This window comes from Mycolicibacterium vulneris, assembly GCF_002104765.1.
Taxonomy (GTDB): Bacteria; Actinomycetota; Actinomycetes; order Mycobacteriales; family Mycobacteriaceae; genus Mycobacterium; species Mycobacterium vulneris.
Genome location: NZ_NCXM01000030.1, coordinates 18,772 through 34,994 on the forward strand (window position 1 = coordinate 18,772; position 16,223 = coordinate 34,994).

The 16,223-nt window shown below is 67.5% G+C and carries 16 protein-coding genes and 1 pseudogene; 6 read left to right on the forward strand and 11 right to left on the reverse strand.

Annotation, left to right across the window (positions count from 1 at the left end; genetic code table 11):
* Nucleotides 1-9 precede the first annotated feature (9 nt).
* The 4 genes from fadA6 to ipdE1 form a co-directional block, all read right to left on the reverse strand.
* Nucleotides 10-1,170, reverse strand: a complete 1,161-nt coding sequence (gene fadA6 / locus B8W69_RS23710; protein WP_085292171.1) for a steroid 3-ketoacyl-CoA thiolase FadA6 — start codon at nucleotides 1,168-1,170, stop codon at nucleotides 10-12.
* A 1-nt stretch (nucleotide 1,171) separates the two neighbouring features.
* Nucleotides 1,172-1,792, reverse strand: a complete 621-nt coding sequence (gene kstR2, locus B8W69_RS23715) for a TetR family transcriptional regulator KstR2 (RefSeq protein ID WP_085292172.1) — start codon at nucleotides 1,790-1,792, stop codon at nucleotides 1,172-1,174.
* 301 nt (nucleotides 1,793-2,093) lie between these two features.
* The gene (gene ipdF / locus B8W69_RS23720; protein WP_007772408.1) at nucleotides 2,094-2,882 is read right to left on the reverse strand and encodes a (5R,7aS)-5-hydroxy-7a-methyl-1-oxo-2,3,5,6,7,7a-hexahydro-1H-indene-carboxyl-CoA reductase; all 789 of its coding nucleotides are present in this window, start codon (nucleotides 2,880-2,882) and stop codon (nucleotides 2,094-2,096) included.
* Entirely contained in the window at nucleotides 2,879-4,027 is a 1,149-nt protein-coding gene (gene ipdE1, locus B8W69_RS23725; RefSeq protein ID WP_085292173.1) for an acyl-CoA dehydrogenase IpdE1, read from the reverse strand. Before ipdE1 ends, ipdF begins: the two co-directional genes overlap by 4 nt.
* An 84-nt stretch (nucleotides 4,028-4,111) precedes the next feature.
* On the opposite strand from ipdE1, the gene fadD3 reads away from it, so the two are divergent.
* From fadD3 to B8W69_RS23750, 5 genes are read left to right on the forward strand one after another with little or no spacing between them, the layout of a single operon-like run.
* Nucleotides 4,112-5,647, forward strand: a complete 1,536-nt coding sequence (gene fadD3, locus B8W69_RS23730; RefSeq protein ID WP_085292174.1) for a 3-((3aS,4S,7aS)-7a-methyl-1,5-dioxo-octahydro-1H-inden-4-yl)propanoate--CoA ligase FadD3 — start codon at nucleotides 4,112-4,114, stop codon at nucleotides 5,645-5,647.
* Nucleotides 5,647-6,792 carry an acyl-CoA dehydrogenase family protein gene (locus B8W69_RS23735; protein ID WP_085292175.1) on the forward strand — a complete coding sequence of 382 codons (1,146 nt, stop codon included), beginning with the start codon at nucleotides 5,647-5,649 and terminating at the stop codon, nucleotides 6,790-6,792. Before fadD3 ends, B8W69_RS23735 begins: the two co-directional genes overlap by 1 nt.
* Nucleotides 6,789-7,742 carry an acyl-CoA dehydrogenase family protein gene (locus B8W69_RS23740; protein WP_085292176.1) on the forward strand — a complete coding sequence of 318 codons (954 nt, stop codon included), beginning with the start codon at nucleotides 6,789-6,791 and terminating at the stop codon, nucleotides 7,740-7,742. The genes B8W69_RS23735 and B8W69_RS23740 overlap by 4 nt, the downstream gene beginning before the upstream one ends.
* A 57-nt stretch (nucleotides 7,743-7,799) precedes the next feature.
* The gene (gene ipdE2, locus B8W69_RS23745) at nucleotides 7,800-8,750 is read left to right on the forward strand and encodes an acyl-CoA dehydrogenase IpdE2 (RefSeq protein WP_085292177.1); all 951 of its coding nucleotides are present in this window, start codon (nucleotides 7,800-7,802) and stop codon (nucleotides 8,748-8,750) included.
* Entirely contained in the window at nucleotides 8,747-9,913 is a 1,167-nt protein-coding gene (locus B8W69_RS23750; protein ID WP_085292178.1) for a pyridoxal phosphate-dependent aminotransferase, read from the forward strand. The genes ipdE2 and B8W69_RS23750 overlap by 4 nt, the downstream gene beginning before the upstream one ends.
* A gap of 18 nt (nucleotides 9,914-9,931) precedes the next feature.
* On the opposite strand, the gene B8W69_RS23755 is transcribed toward B8W69_RS23750, so the two are convergent.
* Nucleotides 9,932-10,762: an arylamine N-acetyltransferase family protein gene (locus tag B8W69_RS23755; RefSeq protein ID WP_085292179.1), complete on the reverse strand. Its 831-nt coding sequence runs from the start codon at nucleotides 10,760-10,762 to the stop codon at nucleotides 9,932-9,934.
* Between the two features lie 207 nt (nucleotides 10,763-10,969).
* Between B8W69_RS23755 and B8W69_RS23760 the strand changes: the two genes are divergently transcribed.
* Complete coding sequence (locus B8W69_RS23760) at nucleotides 10,970-11,443, forward strand: hypothetical protein (protein WP_085292180.1); 474 nt, start codon at nucleotides 10,970-10,972, stop codon at nucleotides 11,441-11,443.
* A 53-nt stretch (nucleotides 11,444-11,496) separates the two neighbouring features.
* Here the strand turns inward: B8W69_RS23760 and B8W69_RS32110 are convergent, their stop codons facing one another.
* The 6 genes and pseudogenes from B8W69_RS32110 to hsaD form a co-directional block, all read right to left on the reverse strand.
* Nucleotides 11,497-11,892: a CHAD domain-containing protein gene (locus tag B8W69_RS32110; protein ID WP_369332970.1), complete on the reverse strand. Its 396-nt coding sequence runs from the start codon at nucleotides 11,890-11,892 to the stop codon at nucleotides 11,497-11,499.
* Nucleotides 11,893-11,914: 22 nt separating this feature from the next.
* Nucleotides 11,915-12,283: pseudogene (locus B8W69_RS32115) on the reverse strand (hypothetical protein); the annotation flags it as partial.
* On the reverse strand, nucleotides 12,166-13,707 hold the full coding sequence (locus B8W69_RS23770) for an FMN-binding glutamate synthase family protein (RefSeq protein ID WP_342744713.1): 1,542 nt from the start codon (nucleotides 13,705-13,707) through the stop codon (nucleotides 12,166-12,168). The pseudogene B8W69_RS32115 and the gene B8W69_RS23770, both read right to left, overlap by 118 nt.
* Before the next feature lie 163 nt (nucleotides 13,708-13,870).
* Nucleotides 13,871-14,437: a 3-hydroxy-9,10-secoandrosta-1,3,5(10)-triene-9,17-dione monooxygenase reductase subunit gene (gene hsaB, locus B8W69_RS23775; RefSeq protein WP_085292183.1), complete on the reverse strand. Its 567-nt coding sequence runs from the start codon at nucleotides 14,435-14,437 to the stop codon at nucleotides 13,871-13,873.
* Nucleotides 14,438-14,445: 8 nt separating this feature from the next.
* Complete coding sequence (hsaC, locus tag B8W69_RS23780) at nucleotides 14,446-15,348, reverse strand: iron-dependent extradiol dioxygenase HsaC (RefSeq protein ID WP_085292184.1); 903 nt, start codon at nucleotides 15,346-15,348, stop codon at nucleotides 14,446-14,448.
* Entirely contained in the window at nucleotides 15,345-16,220 is an 876-nt protein-coding gene (gene hsaD, locus B8W69_RS23785; protein WP_085292185.1) for a 4,5:9,10-diseco-3-hydroxy-5,9,17-trioxoandrosta-1(10),2-diene-4-oate hydrolase, read from the reverse strand. The genes hsaC and hsaD overlap by 4 nt, the downstream gene beginning before the upstream one ends.
* Nucleotides 16,221-16,223 lie beyond the last annotated feature (3 nt).

Below are 16,223 nucleotides of genomic sequence, written 5' to 3' on the forward strand. Positions count from 1 at the left end.
CGCAACGAGTTACAGACGCTCGATGATCGTGACGTTGGCCGTGCCGCCGCCTTCGCACATCGTCTGCAGACCGTAGCGCCCGCCGATGCGCTCCAGCTCGTTGAGCATGGTGGTGAACAGCTTGGCACCGGTGGCACCCAGCGGATGACCGAGCGCGATCGCGCCGCCGTTGGGATTGACCTTCTCCGGGTCGGCCTTGATCTCCTTGAGCCAGGCCAACACCACCGGCGCGAAGGCCTCGTTGATCTCCACGGTGTCGATGTCGTCGATGGACAGCCCGGCCTTGTCCAGCGCATAGCGGGTCGCCGGGATGGGTCCGGTCAGCATGAAGACCGGGTCGGCGGCGCGGGCGCTGATGTGGTGGATACGCGCCCGCGGCGTTAGATTGTGCTCCTTGACGGCCTTTTCGGACGCCAGCAGCACCGCACTGGCACCGTCGGAGATCTGACTGGCCATGGCCGCCGTCAGCCGGCCCCCTTCGACCAGCGGCTTAAGGCCGGCCATCTTCTCCAGCGACGACTCACGCGGGCCCTCGTCGACCCGGAACGGCCCGGATTCCGTTTCGACGGTGATGATCTCATTGTCGAAGTGGCCGCCACGGATGGCCGCGAACGCGCGCTCGTGGCTGGTGAGCGCGTAGCGCTCCATCTCCTCGCGAGACAGGTTCCACTTCTCGGCGATCAGCTCCGAACCGCGGAACTGCGAGATCTCCTGGTCGCCGTAGCGGTGCAGCCACTGCTTGGACTCGTTGGTGGGCGAGGTGAACCCGAACTGCTCGCCCACCGTCATGGCCGACGAGATCGGGATCTGGCTCATGTTCTGCACGCCGCCGGCGACGATGAGGTCGGCCGTGCCGGACAGAACCGCCTGTGCCCCAAAGGAAATGGCCTGCTGGCTGGATCCGCACTGCCGGTCGACGGTGACGCCGGGAACCTCTTCGGGATAGCCGGCGGCCAGCCACGAGAGGCGGGCGATGTTGCCGGCCTGCGCGCCGATGGCATCCACACAGCCGGCGATCACGTCGTCAACGGCGGCGGGATCGACGTCGACCCGGTCAAGCAGTCCGCGCCAACCCAGGGCACCCAGATCCACGGGGTGAACCCCGGCCAGCGATCCGCCGCGCTTGCCGACCGCGGTACGCACAGCGTCGATGACGTACGCCTCTGGCATTTCAGACTCCTTCTTCGATCTTCTTCGATTCCGCAGTAATTCCGCCAAGAACAATGGCGAGGTATTGCTGGCCGACTTGCTCCGCGGTGAGCGGCCCGCCCGGCTGATACCAGCGCACCGACACCCACGTGGTGTCCCGGATGAAGCGGTAGATGAGGTCGACGTCGAGGTCGGGCCGGAAACAGCCCTCCGCCACGCCTTGATTGAGCAGCTCGAGCCACATCTTGCGTTGCTGCCGGTTCATCTCCTCGATGTAGGAGAACCGTGGCTGGGACAGCAGTCGCTGGGCTTCATCCTGGTAGATGACGACCTGCGCGTGCCGGTGCTCGATCGCCTCGAACGACACCATGAACAATCCCTTGAGCCGCTCCAGCGGATTGGCCTCGCTGTCGACGATCTCGCGGTAGCGCGCGAACAACCAATCCAGGAAACTGCGCAGGAGCTCGTCGACCATCTCCTCCTTCGAGGAGAAGTGGTGATACAGGCTGCCGGACAGGATGCCCGCGCTGTCGGCGATGTCGCGCACGGTGGTGGCACGCAATCCACGCTCGGCGAACATGGTCGCGGCAAGCTCCAGTAGCTCGTCTCGCCGGCTGTTGGCCTGACCGGGCACTCGGTCCACCCGATCAGAGTATCAACCAAGCGCTTGCTTGGCCACTGAGGTGTGGTTTCCCGCCCCGGGGCGGCCCGTATGCGGGCTGCTCGAAAGGCGTCGCCTGGCCGCCTCGGCCCCACTGTTCCGGCCAGCCCGCGCCCGATTGCCAGGGTCGCCAGGCGGCTGGCCGGGTGTGCTTGCGGGAGTCGGGTTCTCACCCGGCCGGTGGCCCGGTCCTTCGCTCACAGCGCCCTCCCACCTGCATCAACCGCGTAGGTCGACAATTGTAAACACGTCGCGGGCTCGCGCTAGTCAGCGCGATCGCAGCTCACGGGTGCTGGCTGGAAACCGAGATGACCTCGCCGGTGAGGTAGCTGGAGTAGTCGCTGGCGAGGAACGCGATGGTGGCCGCCACCTCCCACGGCTCGGCGGCCCGCCCGAAGGCCTCGCCGGCCGACAGCCGGTCGAGCAACTCCGACGACGACGTCTTCTCCAAAAACTTGTGCCGCGCGATGCTCGGCGACACCGCATTGATTCGCACGTCGTATTCGGCGGCTTCGATTGCGCTGCAACGGGTCAGCGCCATCACCCCGGCCTTGGCCGCGGCATAGTGCGACTGCGAGTGCTGCGCGCGCCAGCCGAGCACGCTGGCGTTGTTGACGATCACCCCACCGTGCGGGGCATCGCGGAAGTAGCGCAGCGCCGCGCGGGTGGCGCGAAACACCGACGTGAGGGTGACGTCCAGCACGCGGTCCCATTCCTCGTCGGTCATGTCGACCACCGGGGTCTGCCCGCCCAACCCGGCGTTGTTCACCAGGACGTCGATGCGTCCCATCCGCGCGGTGGCCGACGCGAACAGCGCATCGATCTGCGCGGTCGACGTCACGTCGCACAACACGCTTTCCACCCGGCCCTGTCCCAGCGCGGCGAGCTCGTCGGCGGTCTCCCCCAGCCGGCGTTCGTGGTGATCCGAGATCACCACGTCGGCACCCTCGGCCAGCGCCCGTCGTGCCGTCGACGCGCCGATGCCGGTGCCCGCGGCCGCGGTAACGACCACCACCTTGCCCTGCAGAAGCCCGTGTCCGGCAATCTCTTTCGGAGCTTCGGACAGACTCATCCTTTGACCTCTCGGGGTAGGCCGAGCACCCGCTCGGCGATGATGTTGCGCTGGATCTCGTTGGAGCCGCCGTAGATGGTGTCGGCGCGGGTGAACAGGAACAGCCGCTGCCATTCGTCGAACTCGCCGTCGGTCAGCGTGAGTCCCGGCTTACCGATGACGTCCATGGCCAGCTCGCCCAGATCGCGATGCCAGTTGGCCCACAACAACTTCGACACGTTGTCCTGGCCGGGCTGCTCGACGTCCATGGTGGCCAGCGCGTAGCTGCGCATCGCCCGCAACCCGGTCCAGGCCCGGGTCAGCCGCTCACGGATGAACGGGTCGTCGGCGGCACCGGTGCGCTGGGCCAGCTCGGCTAGGTTGGAAAGCTCACGGGCGTAACGGATCTGCTGTCCCAGCGTCGACACGCCGCGCTCGAAGGTCAGCGTTCCCATCGCGACCCGCCAGCCGTCGCCGGGCTCACCGACCACCAGGCCGGCCTCGGTGCGGGCGTCGTCGAAGAACACCTCGTTGAATTCCGAGTCGCCGGTCAGCTGGATGATCGGACGGACTTCCACGCCCGGCTGATCCAGCGGCACCAGCAGATACGACAGCCCGGCGTGGCGCTTGGACCCCTTCTCGGTGCGCGCGACCACGAAGCACCACTGCGCCCAGTGCGCCAGCGACGTCCACACCTTCTGGCCGTTGATCACCCACTCGTCGCCGTCGAGTTCGGCAGTGGTCGCCACGTTGGCCAGGTCACTGCCGGCGCCGGGCTCCGAATAGCCCTGGCACCAGAGCTCGGTGACGTCGAGGATGCGCGGCAGGAAGCGCTGCTGCTGCTCGGGCGTCCCGAAGGCGATCAGCGTGGGGCCGAGCAGCTCCTCGCCGAAGTGGTTGACCTTGTCCGGGGCGTCGGCCTTGGCGTACTCCTCGTAGAACGCCACCCGGTGCGCGGTGGACAGGCCGCGGCCGCCGTGCTCGACCGGCCAGCCCAGGCAGGTCAGCCCGGCTTTGGCCAGATGCTGGTTCCATGCCCGGCGCTCCTCGAACGCCTCGTGCTCGCGTCCGGGCCCACCGAGGCCCTTCAGAGCTGCGAATTCGCCGACCAGATTGTCGGCGAGCCACTGACGGACCTCGGCCCGGAACTCCTCGACGTCCTGCATGCCCTGTAGGCTAACCTACCAAGCACTTGCTTTGTTAGACCGTCGGTGACTGCGCTTCGCGGACGGAACTCTTAGGAGCATTCGATGACCAACGATCCGCGCACGGTGCCCGCGGCGCTGGATCGTTTCGCGGGCCAGCTCCCCGATCACGACGCGTTGATCACCGACGAACGGTCCTTCACCGCGGCCGCGCTGCGCGACGAAGTGCGTCGCGCCGCCGCCGCCCTGATCGACCTCGGCGTGCGGGCGGGCGACCGGGTGGCGGTCTGGTCGCCGAACACCTGGCATTGGGTGGTGGCCTGCCTGGCGATCCACCACGCCGGAGCGGCGATGGTGCCGCTGAACACCCGCTACACCGCCGCCGAGGCCAGCGACATCCTGGCCCGCACTGGCGCGCCCGTGCTGTTCGGGATGGGCCGATTCCTGGGCAACGATCGCATCGCCGACCTGGACCGTGCGGCGCTGCCCGCGCTGCGGCACATCGTGCGGATACCGATCGACGCCGACGACGGAACCTGGGACGAATTCGTCGCGCGCGGCAACGACCTCGACGCGGTTGCCGCTCGCGCGTCCGCCGTCGTACCCGATGACGTGAGCGACATCCTCTTCACGTCCGGTACCACCGGCCGCAGCAAAGGCGTGTTGTGCGCGCACCGGCAGTCGCTGTCGGCCTCGGCGGCCTGGGCGGCCAACGGCAAGATCACCAGTGACGACCGCTACCTGTGCATCAACCCGTTCTTTCACAACTTCGGCTACAAGGCCGGCATCCTGGCCTGCCTGCAGACCGGCGCGACGCTGATCCCGCATCTGACCTTCGACCCGCTGCGCGCGCTGCAAGCCATCGAGCAACACCGCATCACGGTGTTGCCCGGGCCACCCACCATCTACCAGACGCTGCTGGACCACCCGGCGCGCAGCGACTACGACCTGAGCTCACTGCGGTTCGCGGTGACCGGCGCCGCGACCGTGCCGGTCGTGCTCGTCGAGCGCATGCAATCCGAACTCGACATCGACATCGTGCTGACCGCCTACGGGCTGACCGAGGCCAACGGCATGGGCACCATGTGCCGCGCCGACGACGACGCCGTCACCGTGGCCACCACCTGCGGCCGGCCCTTCGCCGACTTCGAACTGCGCATCGACGCCGACTCACCCGGGGAATCGGGCGAGGTGTTGCTGCGCGGGCCGAACGTGATGCTGGGCTACCTCGAAGACCCGGACGCCACCGCGGCCGCCATCGACGCCGACGGGTGGCTGCACACCGGTGACATCGGCGCCGTCGACGCCGCCGGCAACCTGCGGATCACCGACCGGCTGAAAGACATGTACATCTGCGGTGGATTCAACGTCTACCCCGCCGAGGTCGAGCAGGTGCTGGCGCGCATGGACGGCGTGGCCGACGCCGCCGTGATCGGAGTCCCTGACGAGCGGCTCGGCGAAGTGGGCAGGGCATACCTGGTGACCCGGCCCGGCGCCCAACTCGACGAACAATCCGTGATCGCTTACACCCGTGAGCATCTGGCGAACTTCAAGGCACCGCGGTCGGTGCGGTTCGTCGACGCGTTGCCGCGCAATGCGGGCGGCAAGGTGGTCAAACCACAACTTCGAGAGCAGGACTAATGGATCTGGAACTCGATGAAGACACCCTGGCCTTCCAGGCCGAAGTGCGGGAATTCCTGTCGGCCAACGCCGATTCGATCCCGACGAAGTCATACGACAACGCCGAAGGCTTCGACCAGCACCGGCATTGGGACCGCGTGCTGTTCGACGCCGGGCTCTCGGTGATCAACTGGCCGAAGAAGTACGGGGGCCGTGACGCTCCGCTGCTGCACTGGGTCGTGTTCGAGGAGGAGTACTTCCGGGCCGGCGCGCCGGGCCGGGCCAGCGCCAACGGCACCTCGATGCTGGCGCCGACGCTGTTCGCGCACGGCACCGAGGAACAGCGGATGCGCATCCTGCCGAAAATGGCCAGCGGCGAGGAGATTTGGGCCCAGGCGTGGTCGGAGCCCGAGTCCGGCAGCGACCTGGCGTCGCTGCGGTCCACCGCCACCCAGACCGACGGCGGCTGGCTGCTCAACGGGCAGAAGATCTGGAGCTCGCGGGCGCCGTTCGCCGAGCGCGGTTTTGGGCTGTTCCGCTCCGACCCCGGCGCCGAGCGGCACAACGGGCTGACCTACTTCATGTTCGACCTGAAGGCCCGGGGCGTCACGGTGCGGCCCATTGTCCAGCTGGGCGGCGACACCGGGTTCGGCGAGATCTTCCTCGATGACGTGTTCGTTCCCGACGAGGACGTGATCGGCACCCCGCACGAGGGCTGGCGCGCGGCCATGAGCACGTCGAGCAACGAGCGCGGCATGTCGCTGCGCAGCCCGGCCCGCTTCCTGGCCACCGCGGAGCGGCTGGTGCAGCTGTGGAAGGACAGTGGCTCACCCGACGCGTTCGCCGACCGGGTCGCCGACGGCTGGATCAAGGCGCAGGCCTACCGGCTGCAGACCTTCGGCACGGTGACGCGGCTGGCCCTCGGCGGCGAGCTGGGCGCCGAATCGTCGGTGACCAAGGTGTTCTGGTCTGACCTCGACGTCGAACTGCACCAGACCGCGCTCGACCTGCTGGCCGCCGACGGCGAGCTCACCAGCCGGTGGACCGAGGGCCTGCTGTTCGCGTTGGGCGGCCCGATCTACGCCGGTACCAACGAGATTCAGCGCAACATCATCTCCGAGCGGTTGCTGGGCCTGCCGCGCGAGAAGTCCGGGGGCAAGAAGTGAAATTTGCGCTAGACGAACAGCAGCGCGACTTCGCGGCCAGCATCGACGCCGCGCTCGGCGCGGCGGATCTGCCCGGCGCGGTGCGCGCGTGGTCCGCGGGCGATACCGCACCGGGCCGCAAGGTGTGGGAGCAGCTGGCCAACCTCGGCGTCACCGCCCTGGCCGTGCCGGAGAAATTCGACGGCATCGAGGCCCATCCGGTCGATCTCGTCGTCGCGATCGAGCGCCTCGGGCGTTGGTGCGTGCCGGGACCGGTGGCCGAATCCATCGCCGTGGCACCAGTATTGCTCGCCTCTGACGATCACGCCGAGCGCTGCGCCGGATTGGCGTCCGGTGAGCTGATCGCCACCGTCGCGCTGCCGCCGCAGACGCCGCGTGCCGTCGACGCCGACATCGCCGACCTGGTGCTGCTGGCCGGCGAGGACGGCGTCGCCGAGGCGACACCGGGTGAGGTCCACGAGTCCGTCGACCCCAGCCGGAAGCTCTCCGACGTGACCGCGGCCGGCAGAAGCTGGCAGGTTCCGGAAGGAATAGTCAAGCGCGCCTACGAATTCGGCGCACTGGCCACCGCGGCCCAGCTGATCGGTGCGGCCGAGGCGCTGCGCGACGGCGCGGTCGACTACGCCAAGCAGCGCACCCAGTTCGGCCGGGTGATCGGCTCGTACCAGGCGATCAAGCACAAGCTCGCCGACGTGCACATCGCCATCGAACTGGCTCGGCCGCTGGTCTACGGCGCGGCGCTGACGATGGACCCGCGCGATGTCAGCGCGGCCAAGGCGGCCGCGTCCGAGGCGGGGCTGCTGGCGGCGCGGTCGGCGTTGCAGACCCACGGCGCAATCGGTTTCACCCAGGAGCACGACCTGTCGCTGTTGCTGCTGCGGGTGCAGGCACTGCGGTCGGCCTGGGGGACGCCGGAGGGACATCGGCGGCGAGTGCTGGAGGCGCTATGAGTACCACCCGCGCCGCGACGATGCAGAGCAAGAAGGCGATGAGGAGGAGCGGCGCCCATGACTGAAGAACGCGAGCTACTCCGCGAGACCGTCGCCGCCCTGGTGGCCAAGCACGCTGGCCCGGCGGCCGTACGCGCGGCCATGGAATCCGACCGCGGCTACGACGAATCACTGTGGCAGCTGCTGTGCGAGCAGGTCGGCGCCGCGGCCCTGGTGATACCCGAGGAGTTGGGCGGCGCGGGCGGCGAATTAGCCGACGCCGCAGCCGTTTTGCAGGAGCTCGGCCGCGCCCTGGTGCCCTCGCCGCTGCTGGGCACCACCCTCGCCGAGCTGGCGCTGTTGAGCGCGACCGAGCCGGACGCCGCGGCGCTGGAAGGTCTCGCCGAGGGCACCTCGATCGGCGCCCTGGTGCTCGATCCCGACTACGTGGTGAACGGCGATGTCGCGGACGTCGTGGTCGCCGTCGAGGACGGCAAGGTGAGCAGGTGGACGCGATTCGGTGCGGAGCCCGTCACCGCCATGGACCCGACCCGGCGGCTGGCGCGACTGACAGCCGAGGAGACCGAGTCGATCGGCACCGACCCGGGGCTGGCGGACAAGGCGGCCGTCCTGCTGGCCGCCGAGCAGGTCGGCGCCGCCGAGCGCTGTTTGGAACTGACCGTCGAATACGCCAAGGACCGAGTGCAATTCGGCCGGCCGATCGGCAGCTTCCAGGCCCTCAAGCATCGGATGGCCGACCTGTACGTCACCGTCGCCGCCGCGAAGACCGTCGTCGCCGACGCGTGCGATGACGCCACTCCCACCAACGCCGCCGCCGCCCGCCTGGCCGCGACCGAGGCGCTGAATACGGTGGCCGCCGAGGGCATTCAGCTGCACGGCGGCATCGCGATCACCTGGGAGCACGACATGCACCTGTACTTCAAGCGTGCCCACGGCAGCGCGCATCTGCTGGATTCGTCGCAAGAATTGCTTAAGCGACTGGAATCCGAGGTACTCAAGACGCCGTGACCGACCGTGTCTCGCTGCGCGCCGGCATTCCACCGTTTTACGTGATGGATGTCTGGCTGGCGGCCGCGGAACGCCAGCGCAGCCACGGCGACCTGGTCAACCTGTCGGCGGGCCAGCCCAGCGTGGGGGCGCCCGAGCCAGTGCGCGCGGCCGCGGCCGCCGCCGTGCATTCCAACGAGCTCGGTTACTCGGTGTCGTTGGGCACGCCCGACCTCCGCGCCGCGATCGCCGCAGACTATCAGCGCCAGCACGGGCTCGACGTCGAACCCGACGCGGTGGTGATCACCACGGGCTCCTCGGGCGGCTTCCTGCTCACTTTCCTCGCGTGCTTCGACGTCGGTGACCGGGTGGCGCTGGCCAGCCCCGGCTACCCGTGCTACCGAAACATCCTGTCGGCGTTGGGATGTGAGGTCGTGGAGATCCCCTGCGGCCCCGAGACGCGTTTCCAGCCGACCGCGCAGATGCTCGCCGAGCTCGACCCGCCGGTGCAGGGGGTCATCGTGGCGAGCCCGGCCAATCCCACGGGCACGGTCATCGCGCCGGCGGAGCTGGCCGCCATCGCGTCCTGGTGCGACGCGTCCGGAGCGCGGCTGATCAGCGACGAGGTCTACCACGGCCTGGTCTACGAAGGGGCACCGCAGACCAGCTGCGCGTGGCAGACATCGCGAAATGCGGTGGTGGTCAACAGCTTTTCGAAGTACTACGCAATGACGGGCTGGCGGCTGGGCTGGCTGCTGGTGCCGCCCGAGCTGCGCCGCGCGGTGGACTGCCTCACCGGAAACTTCACCATCTGCCCGCCCGTGCTGTCCCAACTCGCCGCGGTGGCGGCCTTCACCCCGGAGGCCACCGCCGAAGCCGACGGCCACCTGCATCACTACGCGACCAATCGCTCGCTGGTGCTCAACGGGCTGCGCAGCATCGGCATCGGACGGCTGGCCCCGACCGACGGTGCCTTCTACGTGTACGCCGACGTCTCGGAATTCACCGACAACTCGATGGAGTTCTGTTCAAAGTTGTTGGCACAGACCGGCGTTGCAATCGCACCGGGCATCGACTTCGACACCGTGCGCGGAAGCTCGTACGTGCGGCTGTCTTTCGCGGGCCCGACGAACGACATCGAGGAAGCGGTGCGGCGCCTCGGTCCCTGGCTGTCGGCCCGCTAGCGAAAGGCGGCCGACCGCCTACGCGTCGAGCACCTGCGCGATGCGCGCCTCGAGCGCGCCGCGGTCGCCGATGCCCGCCACGTCGATGCCGAACCGCTCGATGAGCACCTCGATGACGGCGGCCGCGTCGTCGAGGCGGATCTTCTCGCTACCGTCGGCGCGATGGATGGTGAGGTTCCGCCCGGCCAGGTTGTAGCGGGCGTCGGCGGTGGTCCGCGCGACCATCAGGCCGGTGACGAAGATCGACGACGGGTGCGTGGACACGTACCAGCTGCCTACCCGCAGATCGACCTGCGGCACGGCCTGGGTGCCGAAAACGTAGAGCGGTTGCCACTCGTCGCGGACCAGGGCTTGCAGGACCAGGCCGTCGCAGCGGTCGTTGAGCCGGTACGGCTCGTGCGTGGTCTGCTGCGCGTTCCCGGTCTGAAAGCGAATGGGTGAGGTCAGGGTCTGGCCACCGAACCCGACGTCTACCAGGAACGAACCCTGCGATCCCGGGAACGTCACCGCCAGCACCGTGTGCGTCTGGGCGCCCAGGGGGCTGTTGGGCGGCAGCATCCAGACAACCCGGCCGGCCAACCGTCGCACCCGGAACCCGATCTCCGTCAGCACGTACCCCATCAGGCCGTTCTGCTCGTAGCAGTAACCGCCGCGGCGGCGGCGGACCAGCTTGTCGGTCAGGGCTTCCGGGCTCAGGTCGTCGACCGGCACGCCCATCAGCGGGTCGAGGTTCTCGAACGGGATCGACCCCGTGTGCGCGGTCATCAGATCCTGCAGCACCTCGAGGGTCGGCTCGGCGGCGCCGCGATAGTCGATGCGGTCGAAGTACCCGTCCAGGTCAAGCGTCATGACACCATTCTGTCCGAGCCGGCGAGCCCCAACATCCTGGTGCGGTCGAATTTCCAAGCTGCCGATTGCGGATCAAGGGACCATCGGCGAGACGTGGCTGACCTCGGGGTAACCGTTCGTCTTGTTTGATTCGTGCCGAAGAGGGCAATCGACTAGGACGGGCCAGCCCGGAAATAGCAAAGATCGATACATCAAACGGAGCTCGCCATGAGTACCCACCAGATCGCCTGGATAGTGATCGCCGCAGTAGCGGTCGTCTTGATCGTTGTCCTGATCATCGTGGCCAGGAGGGCCACGATCCACCGCCGTCAGCGCCAAGCCGCACAGATCCGTCAAGAGGCCAGTGTGCAGACGGAGAAGGTCGAACGCCGTGAGGCGCTTGCCGCGGAGACGGCAGCAAAGGCGCGTGCCGCGCAGGCGGAGGCCGAGGCCAAGGCCGCGGAGGCAGCGCGACTGCAGGACCGGGCGGGCGCGCACCAGAGCGCAGCCGCGACGTCACGCGAACAAGTCCAAGAGCAATGGGAGCGCGCCGACAGGATCGACCCGAGGGTGGACGCCGACCGGGGTGCGGCCACGGATCAATCCGGCTCCGAGCGCGATACCGCGCGGAGCGGAGAACAGCCAACCGACGCCGACGTGCCGCAGCACGGCAAATCCTCCGACTATCGCGACACGCGATAGTCACCGCTTTTGCCGCGGCCGGTCAGAGCTGCCGGGCGTCGTGACGGCATTCGCTAGCGATCTGCCGTTCGCGCGCATACATCATGCCAAAGGTGAAGCCTTCTCTCCGACCGTGGTTCCCGCCGCCAATCCATCCTACGGAGCGCTTCCGCGGCGACGACGGCGTCCTGATGAACGCCCAGCGTGCTTTGTATCCGCTTGTAACGCTTGATGGTTCGTGTGGCGCGATTTGGCTTGCCCAAAGATTGGCAGAGTTCGGCGGCGTAGCGGGCACGCTTGGCCGCTTTGCGCGCTCGGTGCAGCATTGCGGCGTCTTCCGAATCGAGCGCGGCCGCCAACCGCCGGTCCGCCTTGCGCTGTGCGCGGCGCGCCCGCTGTCGCAGCGTTCCGGTCGCCACGGCCCCGGCGATAGGAGGTTCGGCGCGCCAGCGTCGTAGCGCGGTCATCATGCTCCGGTAGCGATGCGTCCAGCGCTTTGGCGAACACCCGCAGGGTGCTGCGCAACCGCCGGATCGCCACCCGGGTGTCGTGAATGGTGTCGTCGCCGCACCGTGGCGCAGAGCGGCGTCGCCCGCCTCTGTCCGATCGATTTGCGTATTGAGATAGTCGACCAGCGTCCGGTTGCCCCGGACCGTGCGGACCTGTGATGGCGCGGTCGCGTGCATGCATCACGCATTCCCGTCCCAGCGCCTGCGAAATATCGGAGTCAGAGCCCGGCGTCTCTAGAAAAGCGTCGGACGCGAAGTACCGACCGGAGCGAATGAGTCGGGATCGGCTACGTCCCAATCTGACCGCCAGGTCGCAGGAGCATTCTCTAGCAGCACGCCGGTTGTCAGCCATTCGTAAAGCTCTGCGTACGAGCGTTGCTCGACGGCCGAGACGCGCTTGCGCAGCATGTGGGGGTTCAGCATGGACGGGTCGGAGACGCCCATCGACCCCATGATCAGCATCGCCTGGGCGACGGTCGCCCGCTGGTAGCGGTAGACGCGCTCGCTTTTGTCCTCGACGTCCAGTGCGCGCGCCCGGGCCGGGTCTTGGGTGGCCACCCCTACCGGGCAGCGGTTGGTATGGCATCGCTGGGATTGGATGCAGCCTGCCGCCATCATCATCGACCGGGCGGAGTTGGTGTAATCGGCGCCCTGGATGAGACGTTTGACGATGTCGTTTCCGGTTGCGACCTTGCCGCTCGCGCCGATTCGGATCCGGTCGCGCAGGCCCGTGCCCACCAGCGCGTTGTGGACGATCATCAGCCCATCGGTGAGGGGAAGACCAACGTGGTCTTCGTATTCCAGCGGCGCGGCGGCGGTGCCGCCTTCGGCGCCGTCGACAATGATGAAATCGGGTGTCACCCCCTCCGCGAGCATCGCCTTGCAGATCCCCAGCACGTCGGTCCTCGACCCCACGCACAATTTGAAGCCCACCGGCTTGCCCTTGGCCAACTCACGCAACCGCGCCACAAAGCCGATCAGTTCGCGTGGAGTGGCGAACTCCGAGTGTGCCGCCGGGCTCACACACTTCTCGCCCATCGGCACACCCCGGTACTCGGCGATCTCCCTGCTGACCTTTGCCGCTGGAAGGACGCCACCGATACCAGGTTTTGCGCCTTGGCTGAGCTTGATCGAGATGCATTTCACCAATTCGTGAGCGGCCTTGTCCGCGAACTGAACTGGATCGAACGCACCGTCCTTGGTCCGGGTTCCGAAGTAACCGGATCCGATTTCCCAGATCACGTCCGCACCGCCGAGATGGTAAGGCGTCAGCCCACCTTCGCCCGTGTCGTGCGCGAAGCGACCCTTGCGGGCGCCGTTGTTCAGCGCCCGTAGCGCATTTGCGGACAGCGAACCGAAACTCATCGCGGAGACGTTCATCAGGGCGATGTCGTAGGGCTGCTTGCAGTCAGGTCCACCGATTCGAACCCGGTAGGGTTCCGGCGGCGGTTCGACCGGGGCTGTCGAGTGGACCAGGTATTCGTAGCCGTCCCAATCGATGTCGCGCTCGGTGCCGTATGACTGCTCGGCGACGGTGCCTTTAGCGCGCTGGTAGATCAGCGAGCGGACGTCGCGGTCGAATGGCCGGCCGTCGAAGTTGCGTTCAACGAAGTATTGCTGCACTTCCGGGCGGAGCGCCTCCAACATGAACCGCAGATGCCCCAGCACCGGGTAGTTGCGCAGAACGGAGTGCCTGCGCTGGATGAGGTCGTAAGCGCCTACGGCGGCCACCGCCGCAATCATCGCCGCCACGATCCACCAGCCCCACGATCCCATGATCGCCAGGAATGCCGATACCGCCGAAACGGCGACGAGCACAGCAACGCATCCGACTCGAATCAACGACGACCCGCCTTCCCGGGCTGGGGTGATTTACCGACCTCGTCGTATTACATACCCCGCCTTACCAGTGGTCAGACACGCGGATGGCAGGGGCAGCTCAGAGCCAGGTGTCCTGCGTGGTGGTGGTCAGGAACGCTTCCAGATCGTCGCGCCACTGTGCGGGCGTCGTCTTGTCCGGCTCGATCCCGGTGTATTCGCCGCGATAGAACAACAACGGCCGGGGCTTGATCTTCGGTGCCTCCGAAAGCGACTGCACCGCACCGAAAACCACGAAGTGATCGCCCCCGTCGTGCGCGGAAGCCACCGTGCAGTCGATGTGGGCCAACGATCCGTCGATGATGGGCGAGCCGAGTTCAGAGAAGTGCCAGTCGATCCCGGCGAACTTGTCGGGCTCCTTGGAGCCGAATCGGGCCGAGACGTGCTTCTGCTGCTCGGTCAGCATGTTGACGCAGAACCGGCCGCTCGCCTCGATGGCCTTCCACGACCGGGACACCTTGGTGGGGCAGAACAGCACCAGCGGCGGGTCCAAAGACAGCGCCGCGAAGGACTGGCAGGCGAAGCCGACCGGGGCGTCGTCGTGCACGGTGGTGATGATGGTGATCCCGGTGCAGAACTGGCCGAGCACGCTACGGAACGTGCGCGGGTCGATCGGCGCGGCAGTCATACCTCGAATTACCCCTTGAAGCCGACGCTGAAGTCGTGGCCCCACAGGCTGATCGCGGTGCTTTCCCGGGCGATCCAGTCGTCGTCTTCGACTTGCCTTCCCTCGCAGCCGAATTCGACATCGAACCCGCTGGGTGTCTTCATGTAGAAGGACAGCATCAGGTCGTTGACGTGGCGACCAAGGGTCGCCGACATCGGCACCTTCTTACGCAGCGCCCGGTCCAGGCACAGCCCGACGTCGTCGGCCTCTTCGACCTCGACCATCAGGTGCACGATGCCGCTGGGGGTCTGGCCGGGCATGAACGCCAGGCTGTGGTGGCGAGGGTTGCAGCCCAGGAACCGCAGCCAGGCCGGCGGACCGTCGGCGGGCCGGCCGACCACCTGGGGCGGCAGCCGCATCGAGTCGCGCAGCTTGAAGTCCAGCACATCGCGGTAGAAGTGCAATGTCTCTTCGTCGTCGCGGGTGGTCAGCACCACGTGCCCCAGGCCCTGCTCGGCGGTGACGAACTTGTGGCCGTACGGGCTGACCACGCGGCGGTGCTCCAGGGCGGCGCCGTGGAACACCTCCAGGCAGTTGCCCGACGGGTCGGAGAACCGGATCATCTCGTCCACCCGGCGATCGGCCAACTCGGCTGCGGTGGCCTCCTTGTAGGGCGTGCCCTCGACGTCGAGCCGGTTCCGGATCTCTTGCAGGCCAGCCGCGTTCGCGCATTCCCAGCCCGCTTCGATGAGCCGGTCGTGCTCACCGGGCACGATCACCAGCCGGGCCGGGAAATCGTCCATCCGCAGGTACAGCGCACCCTCGGTCGTGCCCTTGCCCTCGACCATGCCGAGGACCTTCAGGCCGTACTCGCGCCAGGCCGCCATGTCGGTGGCCTCGATACGCAAGTAACCCAGAGAGCAGATGCTCATCGCGCACCTCCCAGGAAATCGATGGTGAGCTTGTTGAACTCGTCGAACTTCTCCACCTGCGCCCAGTGCCCACATTGCCCGAAAACGTGAAGCTGTGCACGCGGAATGGTTTTCAGTGCGACCAGCGCGCCGTCCAGCGGGTTGACCCGGTCCTCGCGGCCCCAGATCAGCAGCACCGGCTGACGCAGCCGATGCACCTCGCGCCACATCATCCCGAGCTCGAAATCCGCTCCGGCGAACGACATTCCCATCGCACGGGTCGCCGTCAGCGATTCGGGCGTGCTGGCCAACTCGAAACGCTGGTCGATCAATTCGTCGGTGATCAGTTTCTGGTCGTAGACCATCACCCGGAGAAAAGCCTCGAGGTTTTCGCGGGTGGGCTCGGCCGAGAACTTGCCCAGTCGCTTGACGCCCTCGGTCGGGTCGGGCGCGAACAGGTTCACGCTCACCCCGCCCGGCCCCATCAGCACCAGGCGCCCGGCCTTGTCCGGATAGTCGAGCGCGAACCGGACCGCGGTGCCGCCGCCGAGCGAATTCCCAATCAGCGGAACGCGTCCCAGACCAAGCTGGTCGAAGAGGCCCTTGAGCGCCCGCGCCGCGTAGTGGTTGAACTGCCCGTGCTCGGCGCGCTTGTCGGAGTGGCCGTAGCCGGGCTGGTCGACGGCCAGCACGTGGAACTGCTGCGCCAGCACCGGGATGTTGCGCGAGAAGTTCGTCCAACTCGCCGCACCCGGGCCGCCGCCGTGCAACAGCACCACCGTCTGCTCGTTGCCCACGCCCGCCTCGTGGTAGTGCAGCTTCAGCGGCCCATCCACGTCCACCTCTGCGAAGCGCGAGGTGGACTCGAAGGTCAATTCCTCGGTCGCAGTCATGGA

Bases quoted from the DNA above. Each gene is read 5' to 3' on its own strand.
- B8W69_RS32110 (WP_369332970.1), bottom strand. From the start codon at position 11,892: ATGATGACCGCGCTACGACGCTGGCGCGCCGAACCTCCTATCGCCGGG.
- fadA6 (WP_085292171.1), bottom strand. From the start codon at position 1,170: ATGCCAGAGGCGTACGTCATCGACGCTGTGCGTACCGCGGTCGGCAAG.
- fadD3 (WP_085292174.1), top strand. From the start codon at position 4,112: ATGACCAACGATCCGCGCACGGTGCCCGCGGCGCTGGATCGTTTCGCG.
- hsaD (WP_085292185.1), bottom strand. From the start codon at position 16,220: ATGACTGCGACCGAGGAATTGACCTTCGAGTCCACCTCGCGCTTCGCA.
- B8W69_RS23760 (WP_085292180.1), top strand. From the start codon at position 10,970: ATGAGTACCCACCAGATCGCCTGGATAGTGATCGCCGCAGTAGCGGTC.
- hsaC (WP_085292184.1), bottom strand. From the start codon at position 15,348: ATGAGCATCTGCTCTCTGGGTTACTTGCGTATCGAGGCCACCGACATG.
- ipdE1 (WP_085292173.1), bottom strand. From the start codon at position 4,027: ATGCAGGACGTCGAGGAGTTCCGGGCCGAGGTCCGTCAGTGGCTCGCC.
- B8W69_RS23735 (WP_085292175.1), top strand. From the start codon at position 5,647: ATGGATCTGGAACTCGATGAAGACACCCTGGCCTTCCAGGCCGAAGTG.
- ipdE2 (WP_085292177.1), top strand. From the start codon at position 7,800: ATGACTGAAGAACGCGAGCTACTCCGCGAGACCGTCGCCGCCCTGGTG.
- B8W69_RS23755 (WP_085292179.1), bottom strand. From the start codon at position 10,762: ATGACGCTTGACCTGGACGGGTACTTCGACCGCATCGACTATCGCGGC.
- hsaB (WP_085292183.1), bottom strand. From the start codon at position 14,437: ATGACTGCCGCGCCGATCGACCCGCGCACGTTCCGTAGCGTGCTCGGC.
- B8W69_RS23770 (WP_342744713.1), bottom strand. From the start codon at position 13,707: ATGGGATCGTGGGGCTGGTGGATCGTGGCGGCGATGATTGCGGCGGTG.
- ipdF (WP_007772408.1), bottom strand. From the start codon at position 2,882: ATGAGTCTGTCCGAAGCTCCGAAAGAGATTGCCGGACACGGGCTTCTG.